Annotated in this window: 24 protein-coding genes; 13 read left to right on the top strand and 11 right to left on the bottom strand. The window is 53.1% G+C overall.

Annotated elements, in window-relative coordinates; all coding sequences use genetic code 11:
- The first annotated feature begins 216 nt into the window (after window positions 1-216).
- Window positions 217-840 (top strand): thiamine phosphate synthase, encoded by a 624-nt coding sequence (locus QBD29_RS05130; protein ID WP_280100241.1) that lies wholly within the window; start codon window positions 217-219, stop codon window positions 838-840.
- Here QBD29_RS05130 and QBD29_RS05125 read toward each other — a convergent pair.
- The 3 genes from QBD29_RS05125 to QBD29_RS05115 all read right to left on the bottom strand — a co-directional run bounded on the left by QBD29_RS05125 (window position 814) and on the right by QBD29_RS05115 (window position 2,686).
- The gene (locus tag QBD29_RS05125) at window positions 814-1,626 is read right to left on the bottom strand and encodes a lysophospholipid acyltransferase family protein (RefSeq protein ID WP_280100240.1); all 813 of its coding nucleotides are present in this window, start codon (window positions 1,624-1,626) and stop codon (window positions 814-816) included. The genes QBD29_RS05130 and QBD29_RS05125 overlap by 27 nt on opposite strands.
- On the bottom strand, window positions 1,623-2,399 hold the full coding sequence (locus QBD29_RS05120; protein ID WP_280100239.1) for a GNAT family N-acyltransferase: 777 nt from the start codon (window positions 2,397-2,399) through the stop codon (window positions 1,623-1,625). Before QBD29_RS05120 ends, QBD29_RS05125 begins: the two co-directional genes overlap by 4 nt.
- Window positions 2,400-2,521: 122 nt before the next feature.
- Entirely contained in the window at window positions 2,522-2,686 is a 165-nt protein-coding gene (locus tag QBD29_RS05115) for a DUF3553 domain-containing protein (protein WP_280100238.1), read from the bottom strand.
- Window positions 2,687-2,716: 30 nt separating this feature from the next.
- Between QBD29_RS05115 and QBD29_RS05110 the strand changes: the two genes are divergently transcribed.
- Window positions 2,717-3,319: a histidine phosphotransferase family protein gene (locus QBD29_RS05110; RefSeq protein ID WP_280100237.1), complete on the top strand. Its 603-nt coding sequence runs from the start codon at window positions 2,717-2,719 to the stop codon at window positions 3,317-3,319.
- Here the strand turns inward: QBD29_RS05110 and QBD29_RS05105 are convergent.
- The 3 genes from QBD29_RS05105 to QBD29_RS05095 are packed head-to-tail and all read right to left on the bottom strand — an operon-like array spanning window position 3,316 to window position 5,365.
- Entirely contained in the window at window positions 3,316-3,846 is a 531-nt protein-coding gene (locus QBD29_RS05105; protein ID WP_280100236.1) for a gamma carbonic anhydrase family protein, read from the bottom strand. The genes QBD29_RS05110 and QBD29_RS05105 overlap by 4 nt on opposite strands.
- On the bottom strand, window positions 3,843-4,490 hold the full coding sequence (gmk, locus tag QBD29_RS05100) for a guanylate kinase (RefSeq protein WP_280100235.1): 648 nt from the start codon (window positions 4,488-4,490) through the stop codon (window positions 3,843-3,845). The genes QBD29_RS05105 and gmk overlap by 4 nt, the downstream gene beginning before the upstream one ends.
- Before the next feature lie 2 nt (window positions 4,491-4,492).
- Window positions 4,493-5,365: a YicC/YloC family endoribonuclease gene (locus QBD29_RS05095; RefSeq protein ID WP_280100234.1), complete on the bottom strand. Its 873-nt coding sequence runs from the start codon at window positions 5,363-5,365 to the stop codon at window positions 4,493-4,495.
- A gap of 152 nt (window positions 5,366-5,517) precedes the next feature.
- On the opposite strand from QBD29_RS05095, the gene QBD29_RS05090 reads away from it, so the two are divergent.
- A complete protein-coding gene (locus QBD29_RS05090; protein WP_280100233.1) occupies window positions 5,518-6,231 on the top strand; it encodes a PAS domain-containing protein in 714 nt (237 codons plus the stop codon).
- A 47-nt stretch (window positions 6,232-6,278) separates the two neighbouring features.
- Here the strand turns inward: QBD29_RS05090 and QBD29_RS05085 are convergent, their stop codons facing one another.
- Together QBD29_RS05085 and QBD29_RS05080 are read right to left on the bottom strand one after the other, a co-directional pair.
- Window positions 6,279-7,649, bottom strand: coding sequence for a 3-deoxy-7-phosphoheptulonate synthase class II (locus QBD29_RS05085; RefSeq protein WP_280100232.1), 1,371 nt, complete (start codon window positions 7,647-7,649; stop codon window positions 6,279-6,281).
- Window positions 7,624-7,872 (bottom strand): hypothetical protein, encoded by a 249-nt coding sequence (locus QBD29_RS05080; protein WP_280100231.1) that lies wholly within the window; start codon window positions 7,870-7,872, stop codon window positions 7,624-7,626. Before QBD29_RS05080 ends, QBD29_RS05085 begins: the two co-directional genes overlap by 26 nt.
- On the opposite strand from QBD29_RS05080, the gene QBD29_RS05075 reads away from it, so the two are divergent.
- Window positions 7,871-8,860: a GlxA family transcriptional regulator gene (locus QBD29_RS05075; protein ID WP_280100230.1), complete on the top strand. Its 990-nt coding sequence runs from the start codon at window positions 7,871-7,873 to the stop codon at window positions 8,858-8,860. The two genes, QBD29_RS05080 and QBD29_RS05075, sit on opposite strands and share 2 nt — an antisense overlap.
- On the opposite strand, the gene QBD29_RS05070 is transcribed toward QBD29_RS05075, so the two are convergent.
- The gene (locus QBD29_RS05070) at window positions 8,857-9,957 is read right to left on the bottom strand and encodes a PQQ-dependent sugar dehydrogenase (protein ID WP_280100229.1); all 1,101 of its coding nucleotides are present in this window, start codon (window positions 9,955-9,957) and stop codon (window positions 8,857-8,859) included. The genes QBD29_RS05075 and QBD29_RS05070 overlap by 4 nt on opposite strands.
- 157 nt (window positions 9,958-10,114) lie before the next feature.
- Here QBD29_RS05070 and QBD29_RS05065 point away from each other — a divergent pair, with 157 nt between their 5' ends.
- From QBD29_RS05065 to QBD29_RS05035, 7 genes are all read left to right on the top strand, one after another.
- The gene (locus QBD29_RS05065; RefSeq protein ID WP_280100228.1) at window positions 10,115-11,305 is read left to right on the top strand and encodes an ABC transporter substrate-binding protein; all 1,191 of its coding nucleotides are present in this window, start codon (window positions 10,115-10,117) and stop codon (window positions 11,303-11,305) included.
- Between the two features lie 72 nt (window positions 11,306-11,377).
- Window positions 11,378-12,175, top strand: coding sequence for an ABC transporter ATP-binding protein (locus QBD29_RS05060; protein WP_280100227.1), 798 nt, complete (start codon window positions 11,378-11,380; stop codon window positions 12,173-12,175).
- Window positions 12,176-12,275: 100 nt separating this feature from the next.
- Window positions 12,276-12,980, top strand: a complete 705-nt coding sequence (locus QBD29_RS05055; protein WP_280100226.1) for an ABC transporter ATP-binding protein — start codon at window positions 12,276-12,278, stop codon at window positions 12,978-12,980.
- Window positions 12,981-13,015: 35 nt separating this feature from the next.
- Window positions 13,016-13,387, top strand: coding sequence for a hypothetical protein (locus QBD29_RS05050; RefSeq protein ID WP_280100225.1), 372 nt, complete (start codon window positions 13,016-13,018; stop codon window positions 13,385-13,387).
- Between the two features lie 4 nt (window positions 13,388-13,391).
- A complete protein-coding gene (locus tag QBD29_RS05045; protein WP_280100224.1) occupies window positions 13,392-14,402 on the top strand; it encodes a branched-chain amino acid ABC transporter permease in 1,011 nt (336 codons plus the stop codon).
- Window positions 14,403-14,467: 65 nt separating this feature from the next.
- On the top strand, window positions 14,468-15,781 hold the full coding sequence (locus QBD29_RS05040; protein WP_280100925.1) for a branched-chain amino acid ABC transporter permease: 1,314 nt from the start codon (window positions 14,468-14,470) through the stop codon (window positions 15,779-15,781).
- Between the two features lie 96 nt (window positions 15,782-15,877).
- A complete protein-coding gene (locus tag QBD29_RS05035; protein WP_280100223.1) occupies window positions 15,878-18,301 on the top strand; it encodes an FAD-dependent oxidoreductase in 2,424 nt (807 codons plus the stop codon).
- A gap of 74 nt (window positions 18,302-18,375) precedes the next feature.
- Here QBD29_RS05035 and QBD29_RS05030 read toward each other — a convergent pair whose 3' ends face one another.
- Both QBD29_RS05030 and phaZ read right to left on the bottom strand, forming a co-directional pair.
- Window positions 18,376-19,449, bottom strand: a complete 1,074-nt coding sequence (locus tag QBD29_RS05030; RefSeq protein WP_280100222.1) for a DUF2855 family protein — start codon at window positions 19,447-19,449, stop codon at window positions 18,376-18,378.
- 73 nt (window positions 19,450-19,522) lie between these two features.
- Window positions 19,523-20,785, bottom strand: a complete 1,263-nt coding sequence (phaZ, locus tag QBD29_RS05025; protein WP_280100221.1) for a polyhydroxyalkanoate depolymerase — start codon at window positions 20,783-20,785, stop codon at window positions 19,523-19,525.
- Between the two features lie 90 nt (window positions 20,786-20,875).
- On the opposite strand from phaZ, the gene phaC reads away from it, so the two are divergent.
- Together phaC and QBD29_RS05015 are read left to right on the top strand one after the other, a co-directional pair.
- Window positions 20,876-22,654: a class I poly(R)-hydroxyalkanoic acid synthase gene (gene phaC / locus QBD29_RS05020; RefSeq protein WP_280100220.1), complete on the top strand. Its 1,779-nt coding sequence runs from the start codon at window positions 20,876-20,878 to the stop codon at window positions 22,652-22,654.
- Window positions 22,655-23,016: 362 nt separating this feature from the next.
- Entirely contained in the window at window positions 23,017-23,442 is a 426-nt protein-coding gene (locus QBD29_RS05015; RefSeq protein WP_280100219.1) for a phasin, PhaP, read from the top strand.
- Window positions 23,443-23,538 lie beyond the last annotated feature (96 nt).

The raw sequence follows: 23,538 nt of genomic DNA, 5'->3' as shown, positions 1-23,538 counted from the left end.
TTAATTATGAACAATGTTCAAATATTAAATTACAAACCACATTCTTAACATTCCGTCACCGCGCGCTGCGGTAATCCGCTCAAACGCCCACACACGTCACCCATACCTGCGGGACCCCTGTTTCTGGGTGGTTTGCTTTTTTCCAAAACGCCCGTTAACGACTAGACTGTGGCCCACTCAACGGCTAGAAAATCGCAACGCATTGAGGGCACGATCATGGCTGATACAGAACATCCGCAAATTTATCTGATCACCCCGCCACAGTTTGAACTGTCGGCCTTTTCCAACGATCTCAGCAGCCTTCTCGACGGCTTTGACATCGCCTGCGTCCGTCTGCGCTGCGCCTCCGAAGCTGCAGATGACATTGGCCGCGCCGCAGACAACTTGCGCGAGGTCTGCCATGCCCGCGAAGTCCCCTTAGTTGTTGAAAATCATGGTAAAATCGCCCTCACGCACGGACTGGATGGCGTTCATCTTACAGATGGGGCGCGTCAAATTCGCGACATGCGCAAACTGCTCGAAGACGATGCAATCATCGGTAGTTTTTGTGAAAATTCAAGGCATTACGGCCTCACCGCTGGGGAAGCAGGGGCCGATTACGTGTCTTTTGGCCCCCTTGCGGAAAATCCCCTGTCCACCACCGATCCCGTTGATTTTGACACCTTTGAATGGTGGTCGCAAATGATTGAAATTCCCGTGGTTGCCGAAGGCGCGATTACCCTTGAAACCGCAGAAAAACTCGCTCCCGTCACAGACTTTTTCGCCCTAGGACCTGAGGTATTCTCGGCCCCTGAAACACCACAAGACGCACTGTCATCCTACCTTGAGCGCATCCGCTAACCCGCTCTGAACAGCCGCCTGCGTTTGCGCCGCCATCACCTTGCGATCCGCCACATCCTTCACCGCCAACGCGGGGTGGAACGTCACCACAACACGCCCCTGCCGGTAACGACCTAATACATTGAAAAAAGAAGAGAAAAAATCCGCTCCGCCCCACCATCCGTAATAACGTGGATCGCAGCTTTCAGGCGCGAAATAGGCAACCGAAACAGGTTGGATGTACGCAATTTCCCGCACGTCTGGCGCAAAAAATGCCGCAAAAAGTGTGGGCTTAAACCCCAAAACACGGCGACCATCCGTGCTGGTCCCTTCGGGAAAAAACAACAATCGATACCCATCATTCAATCGGGCCTGAAACGTATCACGATGTTTGGCTGCATGGCTTGCTTTACGCTCGATAAACACGGTTCCGACCGACCGCGCGATCAGACCAATCAAGGGCCATTTCGCCACCTCGGCTTTGGACACAAACAACACCCGTTGCACCGCATTCAGCACAAAAATATCCAGCCAAGTCGAATGGTTCGCAACCACCCCGCCAGGCTGTGTCATCGGCATGCCTTGGGTCAGTACCCGCAATCCAATCACCCGCAGCGTCAACTGGCAGGCCAGCCGCACAATCCCTTGTGATATTTGTGAAAATCCTAGCAGTCGCACCAGAACCATGGGCCCCATCAACCCAAAGATCACCACAGCAATCAGCACAAATCGAACACCCGCCAGCGCCCAATTCCCAAGCCTCATCGGTGCGGCCTCAGGCGTTGTCCCATCGTCCCACGTGCTCACGCAGCCACCCCATGTTGCAGCTGCTGGCGTTGTTTGGCTGGGATCAGATCCCGATCTAAAATGACACACACATCAATAGTGTTGAAATCCCGATCAACAAAGGCCCCCTGCCCGACAAATCCCCCCAATCGCAGGTAGGATTTAATCAGCGATGGAATTTGCCGCACAGCCGCTGGGCGATCAATTTCTTCGTTTTCTTTCAATGCCATAGAAATTGAATTGCCCGCTTTCGCTGTCACCCGCAAACGGTCAGGTGCAAGGTGATTGTGATGCAAAAACGATAACCCATCGGCGATTTTGTCTGCTTCAATCCCTGCAAAAGACGCCACGCCAAACAACAAACCGATGTCATTTTGAAACACATAATCCGCCACACCTTGCCATAACAAATGCAACGCCAAACCGCCACGATGGCCCGCATCGACACAGCTGCGGCCCAGTTCCAGAACGCGCCGCCCATCATCGACAATTTTGCTCAAGTCATACTCTGCTGCGCTGTAAAATCCGGGGCCTGCGGCTGCGGCTTCCCCTTGCATCAGACGGTACACGCCAACCACGTTTTCACGGTCATCCGCGATGCCGTTGTCTTTTAAAATTAGGTGTTCAAAAAAGGGGTCGAAAGCATCCGCCTCATGCCCAGACGCATCCACATCATAAGCAGGACGCGCGCCCATTTCTTCCACAAAAACGCGATACCGCAACCGCTGCGCCGCTGCCATTTCAGCATCCGTTTGTGCCAGCTTTAGCGTATATTGGTTCTTGTTCAGGATCATCCACAGGCTCTTTGCATAGCTTTAGGACTTGTTAATTCAATTTGGCTAAAATTAAAACGGACAGCGCCGTAAAAAACATATTGCAAACTCAACTAAAGGTTGTAATGTCAATTTTACGCCAGTTACACAAGATCAAGAGCAACATGGTCAGCGTCGATGACGACCTTTCCAAGCTCTTCAAAATTCACGGTTATTTTGCCGCGAACCACAGATTGCACCTGCCCCAACCCCCATTCGGGGTGGTCAGGGTTTCGGACCAATTGTCCGGGGGTCAGAAATTCGTTCATGGCGCCTCGACACACGTAAGAGATGGCCCAATGTACGATACTTCTGAAAAACTTGCAGCTTTAATCAGCTCTCGCATTTGCCACGATCTGGCCAGCCCGCTGGGCGCAATTGCAAATGGGATCGAGCTGTTGGAATTGACAGGTTTTGGCGACACGCCCGAGGCCCTGTTGTTGTCAGACAGCGTGAAATCTGCCACCGCACGGTTGGAGTTTTTTCGCATCGCTTACGGCCCTGCCAAGCCAGAGGCGATGGTTGCGCCCCCGATTGCTCAACGCACTTTGGCGCAAAATTATGAAGAGCGGAAAATCACCGCCCACTGGCGCGTTTTGAACGACGTGCCTCGTCCTTTGGTTAAGCTGTTGTTTCTGTTGGTGCAAACGGCAGAAACGACACTGCCGTTTGGCGGTGATATTTCCGTTTCTTACGACCACAGCATCGCACAGATAGAATGCCAAGGCACAGAAATCCGCTATGATACCCCGCTCTGGGCTGTGCTCACAGAAGGCGCTGAACCCAGCGAAATCCCTTCGTCCCGCGTTCAATTCCCGCTCGCTCGGGCAGAAGCAATCACTCAGGGGCTGACCATAGACGTGGCACACAGTGACACATCGCTTTTGATCACGGTGCGTTAGCCGTCGACCACCACCAAACCATCGCGAAAACGGCGCATATTCATTTGATACGCTTCGGCGGATTTGGTCAGGCCCATAATTGCCATATCATCCAATTCGCGCACTACTTTGCCCGGCGCTCCCATGACCAATGACCCGTCAGGAATAACCTTTCCTTCCGTGATCAGCGCATTTGCCCCAATCAAACAATTCTTGCCGATCACAGCGCCATTCAAAACCGTTGCGCCCATGCCGATCAGAGAGTTTTCACCAATCGTACAGCCATGCAACATCGCCTTATGTCCGATTGTACAGTTTTTGCCGATAGTCATCGGAAACCCCATATCCGTATGCAAAACAGAGTTTTCCTGCACATTCGTACCTTCACCCACATGGATCAGTTCATTATCACCGCGCAGCACTGCACCAAACCAAACGGATGCTCCGCTGTCGATTTGAACCTTACCCATCAATTGCGCATTTGGGGCGATCCAGTAGTCCCCGTCGCTAGCGAAGGTTGGCGCAATGCCATCCAGTGCATAAATCATGTCATATCCTCAAATTCAGTGTTGAGCGCGCGCACCCGTGACATCAGGCCAGGCTGGCGATCACGGCGCAGACGTTCTGCGGTGATCACGGCGCGCAGTTCTGCCTCGCACGTGTCCAAATCTTCGTTGACCAGAACATAGTCGTATTCGGCCCAGTGGCTGATCTCGTCTCGTGATTTGGCCATTCGCCCCGCCACGACCTCAGCACTGTCTTGGCCCCGCGCATTCAGGCGAGATTCAAGGGCCGCAATGGACGGTGGTAAGATAAAGATCGACACAACATTGTCGCGCAGGTTTGACGCGCGGATTTGTTGCCCACCTTGCCAATCCACATCGAACAAAACGTCACGCCCTTGCTGGATCGCTTGTGCAACAGGTTCCATCGGAGAGCCGTATAAATTGCCAAAAACCTCTGCATGTTCAAGCATTTGGCCAGCATCCACCATCGCTTCGAATTCTGCACGGCTTTTGAAATAGTAATCCTTGCCCTCAACCTCGCCGTTGCGCATCGGGCGGGTGGTGGCGGATACGGAAAAATTGATAGTGTCATCATCCGCCAGCAAACGTTTGGCCAATGTGGATTTCCCCGCACCCGAAGGTGAAGAAATGATAATCAAAAGACCCAAACGGGCATCAACAGACATGGCTACTCCACATTTTGCACTTGTTCGCGCATCTGGTCGATTACCGTTTTCAGGTCAAGCCCGATCGCGGTCAATTCGGTAAAGTTCGCTTTGGAACACAGGGTATTTGCTTCGCGGTTAAATTCTTGTGTCAGAAAATCGAATTTTCGTCCAATGGGTCCATCTTCGGCCAGCAACGCGTGGGCCGCATCCACATGGGCGCCCAGACGGTCCAACTCTTCTGCCACATCTGCCTTTACCGCGATGAGCGCAAGCTCTTGGGCAATGCGGGAGTCATCCACACCATCTGTATTGTCCAAAACCCGTGCCACGTTGGCCCTGAACGTTTCGGCTGCATGATCGCGGCGGGCCTCCAAAACATCGGCTGCTGCGGCGCACAATCGCGCGATGTCTTGCACTTGATCCGTTAATATACTGTGTAGCGCGCCCCCTTCAGCAGCCCGCGCCGCGCAAAACGAGTCAATCGCCGTTGAAAGATCTTTTTGCACCTGCGGGATTACGCCCGACAGATCATCCTGTTCTGCGTCTTGCATCGTAAACACGCCGGGCAGTGCCAAAATGGCCGCCACGTCCAAAGGCGCCGTTTCCATATCCGCCGCTTTTGTTGTGTCACGCACCGCATCTAGGGCGCGTTCCAAAGCGTCTGGGTTCAACCGAGCACCGCGTGCCACTGCGCCCCGTTTCACCTTTAAGCCAACCGTAATCGTTCCCCGCTTGCAGGCCGCTCCAATGTCTTTGCGAACCACCGCTTCCAAACCGTCAAATCCATCAGCAATGCGCGTTCGAATGTCGAGCCCGCGTCCGTTAACGCTTCGAATCTCCCATGCCCACGTCAGAGTCTCATCACTGCCATTGACTGAGGCAAAGGCTGTCATTGAATTAACCATTTAAGAAACTTTGCCTCACTTTTAGATTAAATTTGTGCAACTTAGGCCGCGCGGGGTTGGTATAAAAACTGTTAACAAAATGCACTGCATTTCTCAACAAATGCGTGTAAAATGGAACTGGGTGAGACATGGGATATTTCATGCGTAACGTCAACGCGGGTGGATCGACGGTGACATCGCTGTTTGGGAAAGACCGGTTTATGCAGGATACGATACTTGTAGACCTCCTCAGCTATTGGGAAAGCCTGCGTGCGGGCCGCATTGCCCCCATGCGTTCTGAACTGGACCCGCGTGAAATTACAGGGGCGCTCGAACACACTTTTGTTCTGGAATACAACAACCCCCAAGACGTGCGCTTTCGTCTGGCAGGGCAAAAACTCTGCGACATCATGGGGATGGAACTGCGAGGCATGCCCGCACGGTCGCTGATCGAACTGGGGTATCGCGACACGTTTGGCAAGATTATTGATGATTTAATCGACTCCCCAAAAATCGTGGAGCTGCAGCTGTGTTCAAACAACAGCAAAGGTCGATTGACCGCGCGGATGTTGTTGTTACCGATGCAGGATCAAAACGGAAAAATCGCGCGTATTTTGGGCTGTTTGACCAAACAAGGGGCACACGTGCAGCATCCGCAACGTTTTGAAATTTTGGATGTGAAAACCACGCGCATTGTGGGGGTGATGACCACAACTGCGCCTGAACCTGTTGCTGGTTTTGCCGAACAGTCAGACCCTTTTGCACATGATGGTGCAATCACCAGGTCTCACCGTCCAACCCTTTCAGAGGGAAAAGCAAAGACGGAACGGATAACATCGCGCAAACCCTATTTGCGGTTGGTCAAAGACGAATAAAAAACGCGGCCCGAAAGAGCCGCGTTTTCCAAACTTTCGCGATTGGATTAGCCCGCTTTACGCTGAGCCACCACACGTTGTTCCAATTCTTCGGACACGAGGAACGCCAATTCCAAGGCTTGGGATGCGTTCAAACGTGGGTCACATGCTGTATGGTAGCGATCAGACAGATCTTCGTCTGTAACCGCACGCACACCACCTGTGCATTCTGTTACATCCTTGCCCGTCATCTCGAAATGCACGCCACCTGGAACGGTGCCTTCTGCGTTATGGATGCCAAAGAACTCGCGCACTTCGCGCAGGATGCTATCGAAGGGGCGGGTTTTATACCCTGTTGTGGATTTGATGGTGTTGCCGTGCATTGGGTCACAGGACCAAACCACGTTTGCGCCTTCTTCTTTCACCGCTTTGACAAGCCGTGGCAGGTGATCCCCAACAGAGCCAGCACCGAACCGCGCGATCAGGGTCAAACGCCCTGCTTCGTTTTCTGGGTTCAGTTTTTCCATCAAAACCTTCAGGTCATCTGCGGTGGTTGTTGGACCACATTTCAGACCAATCGGGTTTTGCACCCCACGGGCGAATTCCACATGCGCGCCATCAGGCTGGCGGGTGCGATCCCCGATCCAGATCATGTGTCCAGACCCAGCAACGGGCAGGCCAGAAGTGGAGTCGATACGACACAGGGCTTCTTCGTATTCCAGCAGCAGCGCTTCGTGGCTGGTGTAGAAATTTACGGTGTGTAGTGAAGATGTGTTGTCAGAATTCACTCCTGCCGCCGTCATGAAATCCAAACTGTCGGAAATACGGTTGGCAAGTTGTGTGTATTTTTCGGCCGCTCCTGCCGCATTGGCGAAGCCGAGGTTCCATTCATGCACATGGTGAATGTCAGCAAAACCACCCATGGAAAATGCACGCAGCAAGTTTAGTGATGCCGCCGCTTGTGTATAAGCTTCGAGCATACGATCAGGATTTGGAATGCGCGCTTCAGGTGTAAATTCGATGTCGTTGATGATGTCACCACGGTAGGACGGCAATTCCACACCATCCACCGTTTCAGTCGCAGCAGAACGTGGTTTGGCGAATTGGCCCGCAACGCGACCGATTTTCACAACGGGCACTTTGGCACCATATGTCAGCACAACCGCCATTTGCAGCATCACTTTGTACGTGTCGCGCAGCATGTCAGCGTTAAATTCGGCAAAGCTCTCGGCGCAATCGCCCCCTTGCAACAAGAATCCCTCACCACGAGAGACTTGCGCCAACTTAGCCTTCAAAGACCGCGCTTCCCCTGCAAAAACCAGCGGCGGATAGCTAGACAAACGCGCCTCAACCGCCTTTAGAGCAGCATCGTCGGTATAATCTGGCATCTGAATCCGCTCTTTGTTGCGCCAATCAGATTTTTTCCAAGCCGAAGTCATCGGGTCTCTCCTTGGTTGAATAACAAGGCGATAGCGATACCATCCCTTTTGGCGTGTTGGCTAGGGGCTCAACACCCATAAAAGGCCCAATCCGATCAATATTCAGGCGAATATTTTCCACTGTGGCAAAAACGTTAATCTCTTGAAGCGTAAAAGCAATTTCTCCAAGTTGGTCAAAACGACCACGTTCCGAGTGATTCGGCCAGAACGAGCCCTTTGCCATGACAGCACACAAAACCGACTCCACAGACGTAAAAACACGTAGGTTTATCTTTTTGCTGTTGGACCAGTTTTCGCTCGTTCCGTTTTCCAGCGCGTTGGATACGCTGCGCATCGCCAATCGGTTTGACAAAACGCCACGATATTCTTGGACGCTTGCATCCGAAGACGGCGAACCCGTGGCCTGTTCCAACGGGGCCAAAATGATGGTCGATATGGATTTGGCCGATGTATCCCGTGATGACACGGTAATGGTATGTGGTGGTCTTGGCATTGACCAAAGCTCCACCAAAAAGGTGATGAATTGGTTGCGCCGCGAAGCACGTAAAGGCGCGTCGATTGGTGGGTTGTGTACGGGTGCGCATACTCTGGCTAAGGCAGGTTTGCTCGACGGTAAAAAATGCACGATTCACTGGGAAAACTATGACAGCTTCACCGAAGAGTTTGACGAAGTGGAACTGTCCAAAGCGGTTTATGTGATTGATGGCAATCGATTCACGTCGGCGGGCGGGACGTCATCGCTTGATCTGATGCTGAAGCTAATGGCGACTCGCGACGGCGAGGATATCGCCAATTGGGTCGCGGATCAGTGTTTGCACACAAGCATCCGCACGGAACGGGACGAACAACGCTTGTCCATTCCAACACGCATTGGGGTGCGTCACCCAAAGCTTTCGACCGTTATTCAGATGATGGAAAGCAATATCGAGGAACCCGTCTCTCCGTCTGTTTTGGCTCAAGACGTGGGCATGTCCACGCGCCAATTAGAACGCCTGTTCAGCCGCTATCTCAGCCGATCCCCGAAACGCTATTACATGGAACTGCGGTTGCAAAAAGCGCGTAACCTGTTGATGCAGACTGAAATGTCAGTGATCAATGTAGCGCTGGCCTGTGGCTTTGCTTCTCCGTCGCATTTCTCAAAATGCTACCGCGCACAATATGACACAACGCCATATCGTGAACGGGGTTCGCAGGCAGCGAAACAGACTTAACGGCTAATCCGAAACAACCCACGCCGATCCACGCTGAGAAACCAGATAGACCCATCTGGCGCTTCACGCACATCGCGGACCCGCGCAGTTTCGCGTGATTTGATCTGTTCACCAGAACGCAATCTGTTGCCCGCACGATCAAGCCGCGCGATGTGGTCAAACTTCAGCGACCCAATGAAAAAGTCACCTTCCCATTCGGCAAACATCTTGCCTGAATAAATCATCAAACCAGAGGGCGCGATGGATGGATCCCAGTAAAAATTGGGTTGTTCCATACCTGATTTGGATGTGCCCTCTCCGATTTTGCGGCCCGAATAATGCTCTCCATAAGAAATCACAGGCCAGCCGAAATTGGCGCCTTTTTTCACGCGGTTCACCTCGTCACCACCTTTGGCCCCGTGTTCAGCCACCCACAACAGCCCTGCCGAATCGAGCGCCGCGCCCTGCGGGTTGCGATGCCCAAAGGACCATATTTCAGGTTGCGCGTTTGGCGTGCTAACAAAAGGATTGCTGGCTGGAACGCGCCCATCCCGAGCCACCCGGACCACGCTACCGTTATGCGTGTTCAAATCCTGTGCCGACGGGCGATCGCCCCGTTCACCGACAGTGACATACAAAAAACCATCGCGCCCTTCCACAACGCGACTTCCAAAATGCCGCCCGCCAACTGTGCCTTGCTGCATTTCAAACAGGGTTTTCACATTGCTTAGTTTGGCGCGGTTCGTATCGAGCGTGGCCGACACCATTGTGGTTCCCACACCCCGTGCCTGATTTTTGGCGAATGTCATAAAGATCGTGCCTGTGGTCGCAAAATCCCGCGCGGCGACAACATCCAGCAAACCGCCCTGCCCTTTGCTTACCACTTTGGGAACACCTGAAACGCGGCGGCGTTCACCCGTTTGATCGAACAACAACAACACGCCGCGTTTTTCGGAAATCAGAAACTGCCCCTTTGGCAAAATCGCCACCGCCCACGGGTCTTTCAGCTCTCCTGCCAGCTTTTCAACGGATATCGTACCGATTGATGTGGCAATAGATTGCGCTGCAACCGACAGGGGCAACAGACACAAAAAAAGGACGGGGAACAGCCGTTTCATAGTAACGCTCCTTTTGGGCCAAGGGATTCTAATGATGGCACATTTTTTAATTCCGACAAGCCACACAACGAGCAAGTGAACGCCAAGGAACCGCTTGCATTCACGCCCTCAATCTCTAATGTCTCCGCCACTAATGTGTATTCAGGGAGAAAATCACATGAAAAAACTACTGCTCGCAACTGCGGCAACCGTAGCTTTGGCAGGCGGCGCATTCGCCGATGGCCACGCTGATGTAAAACTCGGCATCATCTTTGGCTTCACTGGCCCAATCGAATCGCTGACACCAGCAATGGCTTCTGGCGCTGAACAAGCAATGGCCGAAGTGACAGCTTCTGGCAAACTGCTCGGCGGCAAAGCGGTTGCATCCGTTCGCGCTGACAGCACATGTGTTGACTCTGCGGCGGCCACTGCGGCTGCGGAACGTCTGATCACATCTGACAAAGTATCTGGCATCGTTGGCGCTGACTGTTCTGGCGTAACAACTGCTGTTTTGACAAACGTTGCACTGGCAAACGGCATGGTGATGGTATCTCCATCTGCCACGTCCCCAGCACTGTCCACAGTAGAAGACAACGGCCTGTTCTTCCGCACAGCCCCATCTGATGCGCGTCAAGGCGCCGTTATGACAGAAGTCATTATGGACCGTGGCTTTAAAGAAGTTGCTTTGACATACACAAACAACGATTACGGCAAAGGTTTGGCTGACGCATTCCAAGCGGCTTTCGAAGCGGCTGGCGGGTCTGTGACAATTTCTGCAGCACACGAAGACGGCAAAGCCGACTACTCTGCTGAAGTTGGCGCTTTGGCAGCAGCTGGCGGCGAAATCCTCGTCGTTGCAGGTTACCTTGACCAAGGTGGTAAAGGCATCATCGAGGGTTCCCTTGATTCAGGTGCGTTTGACACATTCGTTCTGCCAGACGGCATGGTTGGCGACAGCCTGCCAGAAGCCATCGGCACAGATCTGGACGGGTCCTTCGGTCAGGTTCCAGGCACAGACAGCGAAGGTGCTGGCAAACTGGTTGAAATGGCTGGCGACAACTATGACGGTTCCGCACCATTTGTTGCAGAAAGCTACGACGCTGCATCTTTGATCATGCTGGCCATGCAAGCTGCTGGTTCCGCTGATCCAGCCGAATACAAAGGCAAGATCATGGACGTTGCAAACGCACCAGGTGAGAAAATCTTCCCAGGTGAGTTGGGCAAAGCGCTCGAGATCATCGCAAACGGTGGTGACGTGGACTTCGTTGGCGCGTCCAACGTGGAACTGATCGGTGCTGGCGAAAGCGCTGGTAACTATCGCGAGATCGAAATCAAAGGCGGCAAACTGACAACTGTTAAGTACCGCTAATCGCTTTTATAAACGACCAAGCAGCCCGCATTCTGTGCGGGCTGCTTTTTTAAATTTGGCAGCTCGCACACCATGATCAAAGTTGAAAACCTCGCCAAACGCTTTGGCGGCTTTTACGCCGTGAACGATGCGTCCTTGGAAATTGAAACAGGCTCCATCACAGGGCTGATCGGCCCGAACGGCGCAGGTAAAACCACGCTGTTTAATGTGATCGCAGGTGTGCATGAAGCCACTGCTGGGCGCGTACTGCTGGATGGTGAAGACATCACGGGCCTTCCGCCGCATGCACTGTTTAATCGCGGGTTGTTGCGCACTTTCCAAATTGCCCATGAATTCTCCACCATGACCGTGCGCGAAAACCTGATGATGGTTCCCCCGAACCAAGCAGGCGAACGGCTGTGGGACGCTTGGTTTTCCCCAGGCAAGGTGCGCGCGCAAGAGGCCGAAATCCGTAAAAAAGCGGATGAAGTTATTGAATTTCTTGAAATTTCCCATGTAGCAGATGAATTGGCTGGAAATCTGTCAGGCGGCCAGAAAAAGCTCTTGGAACTGGGTCGCACCATGATGGTCGATGCCAAAATCGTTTTCTTGGACGAAGTGGGCGCAGGTGTGAACCGCACCCTGCTCAACACCATTGGCGACGCAATCCTACGCCTGAACAAAGAGCGCGGCTACACGTTTTGCATGATCGAACACGACATGGATTTCATCGGTCGCCTGTGTGATCCCGTCATCTGCATGGCCGAAGGCACCGTGCTGGCCGAAGGCACAATCGACGAGATCAAATCAAACGAACAGGTGATCGAGGCCTACCTAGGCACAGGGTTGAAGAACAAGACACCACAAGAAGCGAAAGAGGCAGCATCATGAAACCTGCTTCTCAGAACAACCGTCCCAGCCATTGCGCTGGGACCGCCCACAATCAAACGACCCCGGATCATGTCCGGGGCAGTCGCGTCAGAGGCCTGCAATGACCTATCTTTCAGCAAAAAACATGACAGGTGGCTATGGCGGCGCGGATATTCTGCACGACTGCACGATTGAAGCCGCAGAGGGCGAAATCGCCGTGATCGTCGGACCGAACGGCGCGGGGAAATCTACCGCGATGAAGGCCGTGTTCGGGATGCTGAACATCCATACAGGCTCTGTCATGCTCGACGGTGAAGACATCACCAAACTGTCGCCCCAAGCGCGCGTGGCCAAGGGCATGGCTTTTGTGCCGCAAACTTCGAACGTGTTCCCGTCCATGTCCGTGGAGGAGAACCTTGAAATGGGTGCCTTCCTGCGCCGCGACGATATCAATGTGACGATGGAACAGGTGTACGAGCTATTCCCGATCCTCAAGGAAAAACGCCGCCAAAACGCAGGTGAATTGTCAGGCGGGCAGCGCCAGCAAGTAGCCGTGGGCCGTGCGCTCATGACGCAACCAAAATTGCTGATGCTCGATGAGCCAACCGCAGGCGTGTCGCCCATCGTGATGGACGAGCTGTTTGACCGCATTATCGAAGTGGCCCGCACGGGTATTTCCATCCTGATGGTCGAACAAAACGCCCGCCAAGCACTCAACATTGCGGACAAAGGCTATGTTCTGGTCCAAGGCCGCAACCGCTACACCGACACGGGCCAAGCCCTGCTCAATGACCCCGACGTGCGCAAGAGTTTCTTGGGGGGATGATGCAAGTCACCTTTTACACACTTGCATTTTGTTTGATGACATCAGCTGTCGTGGCCCAAACCAATTGGTTCACGCCTGACACCTTCAACGTGACCTGCACACTGCACACCGCGTGTCCTGTAAACGAAGCCTGCCGTCCCTCGGCGCAATCCATCACGATCAATCACAATCGTGAACAGGGCATGACGCAGTTTATTTTGCCAAACGGGACCGAGAGCCGTGGCGTTCTGGGCGTTATGTCTGTGGACAAAACCCAAACGTTAATGGCAACAGCCAGCACAGATGCGCAGACCGTTTACCGCATCAACATTTTCCCTGACGCCGCCATGACCATCGGCGTCACCAACTATATCGACCGCCCCGAGGATATGTTCCTCTACGGCACCTGCAAGCAACCGGAGAGTTGACCACATGGAACTCCTAAACGCACTCGTCCTTTTGTCGAACTTCGTGCTCGTCCCTGCCATCAGCTATGGCTCTCAACTTGCGCTGGGTGCGCTGGGTGTGACGCTGATTTATGGCATTTTGCGGTTCTCGAACTTTGCCCACGGGGACACAATGGCCTTTGGCGCCATGTTCACCATCCTGTTTACGTGGTTGTTCCAATCTTGGGGCATCAGCATTGCGCCTTTGCCCACGGCCCTGCTCGCGCTGCCTTTTGGTATTCTGTTCTGTATTGCTTTGGTGCTTGGCACAGACCGTGTGGTGTATCGGTTCTACCGAAAACAAAAAGCCTCCCCTGTGATCTATCTGATCGCGTCGATGGGTGTGATGTTTGTAACCAATGGCCTGATCCGTTTCATCATTGGACCGAACGATCAGAAATTTGCCGATGGTGAACGTTTCATCATCAAAGCGCGCACGTTCAAACAAATGACGGGTCTGAATGAAGGTCTGTCCATCAAAGTCAGCCAAGGCATTACTATCGTCACCACGGTCATCGCGGTGGCGATCCTGTTCTGGTTTTTGAACCGCACGCGGACGGGTAAATCCATGCGCGCCTATTCCGATAACGAAGATTTGGCGCTGCTGTCTGGCATTAACCCTGACAAAGTGGTCATGGTTGCTTGGATCATCTGCGCTATTCTGGCCACCATTGCGGGGTCGCTTTACGGGCTTGATAAATCCTTCAAACCTTTCACCTATCTGCAACTGTTGCTGCCCATTTTTGCGGCGGCCATCGTGGGTGGCCTTGGATCCCCCGTGGGGGCCATTGCAGGCGGATTTGTCATCGCATTTTCGGAAATTATGGTGACCTACGCCTATAAAAAGTTCATGAAATATCTGGTCCCCGAAAGTTGGGAACCTGATACGCTCGTCCAATTGCTGTCCACGGACTACAAATTTGCGGTCAGCTTCTTGATCCTACTTCTTGTGCTTCTGTTCCGACCCACAGGTATCTTCGCGGGGAAATCGGTATGATTTATCTTCTCAGCCTTATTGCAGCCGCTCTTTTGGTCCGCACGCTGTTACCGCGTGTTATCGGAATGCAACCGCTTGGTGATGCGGCGCGCAACGTTTCGTTCTTCGCCATCATGGGCCTGTTGATTATCATCGTTGGCCAACTGCAAAGCTGGAATGTGGCACTGGCGCTTTTGAACCTCTGTCTGATTTCGTCGATCATGGCGCTGGGTGTGAATATCCAATGGGGTTACGCGGGTCTGTTGAATGTGGGCATTATGGGGTTTGCGGCCCTTGGCGGTGTTGCTGCGGTGATCGTGTCCGTTGATCCGGTGACAGATGCGTGGTCTGCGGGCGCGCTTGGCGTGTTTGTGGCCTTTATCATTGCTGTGGTGACGGTCATGGCAGCGATTTATGTGTATCGCGCCATGGAAAAATCTCATAAACGCTCGCTGATCGTGGCGGCGATTGTGATTGGCGGTATCCTACTGTCTCGTTCCTTCTATGGCCCTGCAACGGCTGCCATTGAAAAGGTTGATCCAGCGGCGTCTGGCTTCCTTGGGGGGCTTGGCCTGCCGATTATTCTATCTTGGCCAGTTGGCGGCCTGCTTGCAGGGGTCGCGGCATGGATTATCGGTAAAATCGCCCTTGGTCTGCGGTCAGACTATCTGGCCATCGCGACCCTTGGCATCGCCGAAATCATCGTCGCAATCATCAAACACGAAGATTGGATGACACGCGGAGTGAAAAACGTGTCTGGCCTGTCTCGTCCTGTGCCTTACGAAATTGATTTGCAACAAACTGAGTGGTTTTTGTCCTTTGCACAAACGTGGGGACTCGATCCTGCCACAACTTCATCCATCTTTGTAAAGCTGTGCTATGCCGCGCTGTTCACAGTTGTTCTGCTGATCGTTTTGTGGCTGTCAGAAAGGGCCCTGAATTCTCCGTGGGGCCGCATGATGCGCGCCATTCGCGATAATGAAGTGTCCGCAAATGCTATGGGCAAAGACATTGTGGCCCGTCACCTTCAGGTCTTTGTGCTTGGCTCCGTTGTCGTTGGGATCGCGGGTGCGATGCTCACCACACTCGATGGGCAGCTGACACCTGGCACCTACCAACCCTTGCGCTTTACCTTCCTGATCTGGGTCATGGTGATCTTGGGCGGGTCGGGCAACAACTGGGGCGCTGTTCTGGGCGGCTTTGTGGTTTGGTTCTTTTGGATCCAAGCAGAGCCAATCGGCCTGTGGCTGATGAGCACGATCACAATGGGTATGGCCGAGGACAACGCCCTGCGTCTGCACCTGATCGAAAGCGTTGCGCACATGCGACTGCTAACCATGGGCCTGATTTTGCTGGTGGTTCTGCGGTTCAGCCCACGCGGCCTGATCCCCGAAAAGTAACCTCAAAGTTCGCGACATAACTTGTCGCGAACGGGATTGCGAAAAACGACAATCGGGCGCAGCTTGGCACAAAATACAGTTGTCAGGAATCATCCCATGCAAACAACCACTCGTGTCTGCGTCATTGGCGGCGGCGTTGTCGGCGCCTCCGTTCTCTATCACCTTACGAAACTCGGCTGGTCCGACGTGATGCTGGTAGAACGATCTGAATTGACCAGCGGCTCCACATGGCACGCGGCGGGCGGGTTCCACACCCTCAACGGCGATACAAATATGGCTGCGCTACAGGGCTACACAATCCGCCTGTACAAAGAACTGGAAGAGCTGACAGGCATGTCCTGTGGCCTGCACCACGTGGGCGGCGTGACACTGGCCGATAACCAAGAGCGCATGGACATGCTGCTCGCTGAACGGGCCAAGCACCGCTACATGGGGCTTGAAACCGAGATCGTCACTCCCGAAGAAATCAAAAAAATCGCCCCTGTCACCAATGTGGAGGGCATTATCGGCGGTCTGTACGATCCGCTGGATGGGCACCTTGATCCATCTGGAACCACCCATGCCTATGCCAAAGCGGCCCGCATGGGCGGAGCAACAATTGAAACCCACTGCATGGTGCGTGAAACCAATCAACGGCCTGATGGCACATGGGACGTGGTCACGGACAAAGGCACCATTCATGCCGAACATGTGGTTAACGCGGGTGGCCTGTGGGCGCGCGAAGTGGGCGCAATGGCAGGCGTGTACATGCCGCTGCATCCGATGGAACACCAATACATCGTCACCGAAACCATCCCGATGATCGAAGACATGATCGACAGCGGCATCGAACATCCCCACGTGATGGACCCCGCTGGCGAAAGCTATCTGCGCCAAGAAGCCCGGGGATTGTGCATCGGGTTTTACGAACAAACCTGCCGCCCATGGGCCGTCGATGGAACAAGCTGGGATTTTGGTCACGAACTCCTGCCTGACGACTTTGACAAAATCGAAGACAGCATCGCATTCGCCTATAAACGCTTTCCCGTGCTGGAAACCGCTGGCGTGAAAAACGTGATCCACGGCCCCTTCACTTTCGCCCCCGATGGCAACCCCCTTGTTGGCCCGATCCCAGGCATGCGCAACTACTGGTCCGCCTGTGGTGTTATGGCGGGCTTTTCCCAAGGGGGCGGTGTGGGCCTAATGCTTGCACAATGGATGGTCGAAGGGGAAACCGAACGGGATGTGTATGCCATGGATGTGGCTCGTTTTGGCGATTGGATTACACCGGGTTACACACGGCCAAAAGTGATCGAGAACTACCAAAAACGCTTCTCGGTGTCTTATCCGAACGAAGAACTGCCCGCTTGCCGCCCGTTCCAAACCACACCCGCTTACAACATCTGGGATGAGCAAAACGCTGTATTCGGTGCGCAATACGGATTGGAAGTCCCCAACTACTTTGCGCTCGACGGCGAGCCACGGTTTGAAACCCCATCCTTCCGCCGCTCTAACGCGTGGGAGGCCACAGCGGCCGAAGTGAAAGCCGTCCGCGAGGCCGTGGGCATCAATGAAATCACAAACTTCGGCAAATACATCGTCACGGGAACAGACGCACGAGGCTGGCTCGACCGCATCATGGCAGGCCGCATCCCCAAACAAGGCCGCCTGTCCCTGACCCCGATGCTGTCACACAAAGGCAAACTGATCGGTGATTTCACCGTCACCTGCCTGTCAGAAACCAAATTCCAACTGACCGCCAGCTTTGGTATGCAGTCCATCCACATGCGCTGGTTCCTACAAAATTTGGACGGGGACGTAGCCATCGAAAACGTGTCCACCCGCCGCATCGGGTTCCAGATTGCCGGGCCAAACGCACGCGAGCTGTTGTCTCGCTGCACCCGCGCGGATGTCTCAAACGACGCTTTCAAATTTATGGACGCCAAACATCTATCCGTTGGCATGTGCGACGCGCTTGTCCAACGGGTCAGCTACACAGGGGATTTGGGCTACGAGATTTATGTAGATGCGGACAATCAACGGGCCCTTTACGCCACGCTGTCAGAGGCAGGCAAAGACCTCGGCCTGCGCCCCTTTGGGATGCGCGCCATGATGTCCCTGCGTCTGGATCGGTTCTTTGGATCGTGGAATGCTGAGTTCTCACCCGATTACACCGCCGCTGAAACGGGCATGGATCGCTTTATCAGCTATAACAAACCTGTCGATTTCATCGGCAAAGCCCCCTCTGCCGCTGAAAAATCCGCAGGCCCTGCGCGTCAGCTGTGTTCGTTCGAGGTGGACGCCGATGATGCGGATGTAAACGCCTATGAGCCCATTTGGATTAACGGCGCGGTTGTAGGCTTTTGTACATCTGGGGGCTATTCACACCATGCGCAGAAATCCATCGCAATCGGGTTTGTGCCTTCCGAAATGATCACAGACGATCTGGAGGTAGAAATCGAAATCCTTGGGAAAATGTGCAAGGCAAAACGCCTGACAGAACATCTGTTTGATCCAGAGATGAAACGGATGCGCGGTTAAGCCAGAGGGGGCGCTGCCCCCGCCGTACTGCGGCGTCCCGGGATTTTTTTGGACAAAAGAAGGCTCTTGGCGGATTAAACCTCGACCACATGGCCAATCCTTGGATCGGCCTTTCCCGAGGCCAGCGCTTCATAAGGGGCCATTGCAGCCTCAAGCCCTGCATGGGTGTCCAGCGTCAGCCAACGCGCCGCGTCTTCAACAATCATCTGCGTTGCCTCGCCGATCTTTTGTTCAATCACGCCTTTGCCCCAGTCCTTTTTACGCTTTTCAATCTGGCTTGGTGCAAAGAAAAATTCAGGCTTTGGCCCTGCTACCTCAACCTGTGGCGCAAACTGATCCCAGTGGGAAATCCCAACGGCGGATGAATGATTTAAATGCCCTTCAAGCCGCGCATGCAGACGTTGTTTCACATTTCCATTCCCCGCCATATCCACATAAACCGAGGCCACCTGATCCAAGGTTTCAACCGCGTCATAGGTCACGACCTGATCGCAAAATCCCAGGTCACGCACAAAATCCGCATTGCCTGATCCGGTTAGGCCCACAACTTTGTAATCGCGCGCTTCATGTTTCGACAAGAACGCTGTCAGGCCCAGACCTGTTTTCGATGACGCAGAGCCGATGATGATCTGCTTCGCTCCAAACCAATCGCTATCCATCAGCCAATCATAAAGCAGATAGGATGTTGCAATCAGCGGCTGCATCAACGCCTGATACGGATCGCTGCCTTTGGGGGCGGCACTCGCGCGGGAATAGATGTTGTACACAACAGGCAAGTCCACGCGGTGTGGGCAAACGGCACGGATGGCATTGCCGCCGTGGGCTACGGGCTCCATCACCAATTCGCTCGCCAGTGGGTAAAATCCGTAAAACCGCTCCCCCACGGTCACAACATCAGATGCGCTTTCAACCACTTCGGCAAAACCCCAAACGGGCACCAGTCCCCAGCCCTGTTCAGCCACTGGAAAGAACTTCCAATACCCTATTGCAAAACCAGATGCGGCATAGGTCACGTTATTTGCCGTCAACGCGAACCGTTCAATCCGCAAGCGTGCTTGCCCATCTGACAGGGCGGCAGCTGGTACAGTTGCCAGTTTTTGTTCTGTGATTGTCTGCGTGTTGGTCAGGACTTGGGTAACATCAGGCATCAGGTGGGCTCCTTTTCAGATGCCCCACCCTGCCATAGCCAATCCACACGTCAAAGCGTTGCGCAGCGTCAGATTAACTCGTCTTCAGCTTTGTCACTTTGGTAGATTTTTTCGAAGCACCGTTGTGCGCATCAATAAAGTTCAACACCGCTGGACGAATGTCATTGCGCCAAGCGCTGCCGCTAAAGATGCCGTAATGTCCTGCCTCTGGGGCAACGAAATGCTCTTTCATGCTGTCAGGCAGGTTCGGCAACAGATCAAGTGCTGCCAAACATTGGCCAGGAGCCGAAATATCATCGCGCCCCCCTTCAACGATTTTCACGGCTGTTTCTGTGATCTTAGAAATATCTACATGCTCGCCGTCAATCGTAAACGCGTTGCGCGCCACTTCGCGGGTTTTGAACACGCGTTCTACGGTGGACAGATAGAATTCCGCAGGCATGTCCATGACCGCCAGATATTCATCGTAAAACTTGTTATGCTTGTCCAAGTCCGATGCTTCGCCACGTGCCACAGCCCCAATCTGGTTTAAAAACGCCTTGGCGTGAGTGCCTGCATTCATCGCCATGAAAGACGCCAATTGCATCGCACCAGGATAAACTTTGCGCCCCACACCCGGAAACGCGAATCCGACTGGTGTGATCACACTGTGTTCCAACTGGCCCATCGTGACGCGATTGCCAAAATCCGTCACTTCGGTTGGGTTCGCGTCTGGATCCACTGGACCACCGATCAGCGTTAATGTGCGTGGGTTTGGGGAACTGTCATCCTCGGCCAGCATCGCCGTTGCCACAAGGGTCAGTGGCACAGGTTGGCAAACCGCAATCACATGCACGTCTTCGCCCAGATGTTTCATGAATTGCACCACGTATTTGGTGTAATCCTCTACATCGAATTTACCTGCCGACAGCGGTACATCGCGCGCATTCTTCCACTCGGTCACATAGACATCGCAATTGGGCAGCAGGCTGACCACGGTTTTGCGGCACAGCGTGGCATAATGGCCAGACATGGGCGCAACCAATAAAACCTTGCGCGTAACAGGGCGATTACGCGCCGCTGCAAAATGGATCAGATCACAAAACGGCAGCTGTAAATCAATGTTCTTGGTTACAGGGTAATCGCGGTCTTTGGACACAACGCTTTCAATGCCCCAGCTTGGCTTTTCCGCAACCTTTTCAAACGCGCGTTCGGTGACTTCGCCCCATGCTGCGAACAGCGATGGAAACGGGCTCATCGTCATGGAAAAGGCAGGGTTGCTCCAGAATGCTTTGGTTGTTGATCCCATCCACGCATTCGTTTGGCGGATGCTCTCGCTCATGTCGTAAAGTGTCATACCACTGCCCTTGGAATTTCTTGTCCGTGTACTCTTGCGCAAAGCCGTATATAATTACCAGAGCAAAACAATCAATTCTGGTAACAAAATATGTCTGACGCTAAGTCACCTGATCAAGAAGTACTCGAGAAAAATCTGTCCAAGATCAATGACTTGACTCAACGCATGGTTACCGCGATGACGGAACGCAAGTCACACAGTCCAGCGCTTGAAAGCCCCGATTACCAGTTTTACGCCAAGGCCGCGGCCGCATATTTCGCCGAAATGATGAGCGATCCGAGCCGTATAATCGAGGCGCAAGTGGGATATTGGACCCAAAGCCTGAAGAATTGGTCCGAAATTCAGCAGCAAATTGCCGCAGGAGAATTGGACACGCCGCCCGAACCCGTCACCGACAAACGGTTTAAAAACGCAAACTGGGAAAAGAACCCGTATTTCAAGTTAATCAAACAGCAATATTTGTTGTCGTCACAAACCGTCGAAGCCGTGACAAAAGACATGGCGCACTTGCCTGATCGCGAACAGGAAAAGGTAAACTTTTTCGCCAAGCAGGTGGTGGATATGTTCGCGCCGACCAATTTCCTCGCCACAAATCCAGATGCGTTGGAAAAGGCGATTGAAACCAATGGCCAGTCGCTTGTGGACGGGCTTGAAAATTTCGTGGCCGATCTTGAAAGCAACCAACAAGGCATTGCCGTGCGTCTGGCCGATCCTGACGCATTTGAGGTGGGCAAGGACATTGCCACTTCCAAAGGCTCTGTGGTGTTTCAGAATCGCATGTTTCAGCTGATCCAATATACGCCATCCACAGATACCGTATACAAAAAGCCCCTTTTGATCACGCCCCCATGGATCAACAAATTTTATATTCTTGATTTGCGCCAAGAAAACAGCCTGATCAAATACTGTGTGGACCAAGGCCATACGGTTTTCGTTATTTCTTGGGCCAACCCAGATGCGGACTACGCTGATTGCGGTTTTGACACCTATCTAGAAGAAGGTCTGCTGACCGCCATCGACACCGTTTTAGACATCACCAAAGAAGACTCGGTTAATGTGGCGGGTTACTGTATCGGTGGCACGCTGTTGGCTTGTTGCGCGGCTTACCTGACCGAAATTGGTGAGGCATCAAAACTGAACAAAGCCACGTTCTTTACCACCATGACCGATTTTCGCGAACCTGGTGAGTTGGGCAACTTCCTCGAGCCGGGTTTTCTGAAAGGGATTGAGGCACAGGTGGCGCAAACGGGCTATCTTGAATCCTATTTCATGTCCCGCACCTTTAGTTTTCTTCGGGCCAAAGACCTTGTCTATGCCCCTGCTGTGCGATCCTACATGATGGGCGAGGCGCCGCCTGCCTTTGATCTGTTGCAATGGAATGCTGACAGCACGAACCTGCCTGGACGTATGGCGGTGGAGTATTTGAAAAAGCTGTATGTGGACAATGAACTGTTTCGGGGTGAATTCGAACTGCTGGATAAAAAGCTCCGCCTTGCGGCCATTGAAACACCCATCTTTGCCGTTTCCACTATCCAAGACCACATCGCCCCATGGGCCAGCACATTTCGTGGTTTGGCCAAGCTGCGCGGCGAACGGACCTTTATCCTGTCGGAAAGCGGGCACATCGCAGGTATCGTGAACCCAGCCTCCAAAGACAAATACGGCCATTGGTTCAACGACGAGCCCCCGCGCGATCCCGAATTCTGGAAAGAAAACGCAGACTTTGTGAAAGAAAGCTGGTGGCACAAATGGTCTGCGTGGCTGGCCAAAGACGACAAACAGACCACAAAGGCTCGGAAACTGGGATCAAAGGCATTTCCAGAAATCGAACCAGCCCCTGGTAGTTATGTTCTGAAGCCAGGTATCTGACCCTGCGCGCATCGCGGGGTTTGACAGGGCGGCGGCACAACACCGTTTTCGTGTGAGGCACCCGTCAAATCATCGTATCCATATGCGGGATGACATGACCTTGAACCGCCAGATACCAATAACAAAGGGGCTTTTCCTGCCCCGAATACGCGTAGATTCTCGAGTTTTTTACGCCTAGAAATGCTGCGACTGCAAAATTCATGACTTAGATTAAAATTATATTTTGATTTAAAACAATATCTTATCCTACTTATGCCGCAACGCAGCAATTACCCCTTGCAATGCCGCAATGCAGCATTTAGTTATCCCTCATCGAAAGCGATACTGCTTTCAACGAAATTCATGATCAAAGGATCAAAACAATGGCTAAACAAGACTTCGATTTCGCAAAAGCAACTGAAGAGTTCTTTGGCGCATTCAAAATGGACACAAAAATGTTCGACGACGCTGCAAAAAATGCTGCTGAGTTCAACGTAAAGCTGGGCAAAATCGCTTTGGAAGCTGCCAAGAAAAACGCAGAGCTGACAAACGCATGGACAGCTGAAGCGCTGAAATCTGTAGAAGCAGCGAACAAAATTCAAAAAGACCCATCTGCTTACGCAACAGTGGCTTCTGACTTTGCATCTGCTCAAGCGCAAGCAATGCCAGAAAAACTGTCTGCTTACGCAGAAGTTGCAAAAGCGGCCCAACTGGAAGCTGTAGAATTGTTCGTTGCTGCAGGCAAAGACGTTCAAGCAGAAGTTGTTGCTGCAACCAAAGACGTAGCTGCAAAAGCAAAAGCTGCTTAAGCACGCGACAAAGTCGGTTTTCGTCCTCCCCGAAAACCACTTATTTTAGGGCTGCCTCCTCCCGGCAGCCCTTTTTCGTTTCCGGCTTTTCTCTTT

This window comes from Amylibacter sp. IMCC11727 (assembly GCF_029854195.1).
Classification (GTDB): Bacteria; Pseudomonadota; Alphaproteobacteria; order Rhodobacterales; family Rhodobacteraceae; genus Amylibacter.
The sequence above is the reverse complement of the archived record's forward strand: the minus strand, read 5'-3'. Positions and strand labels throughout refer to the sequence as shown.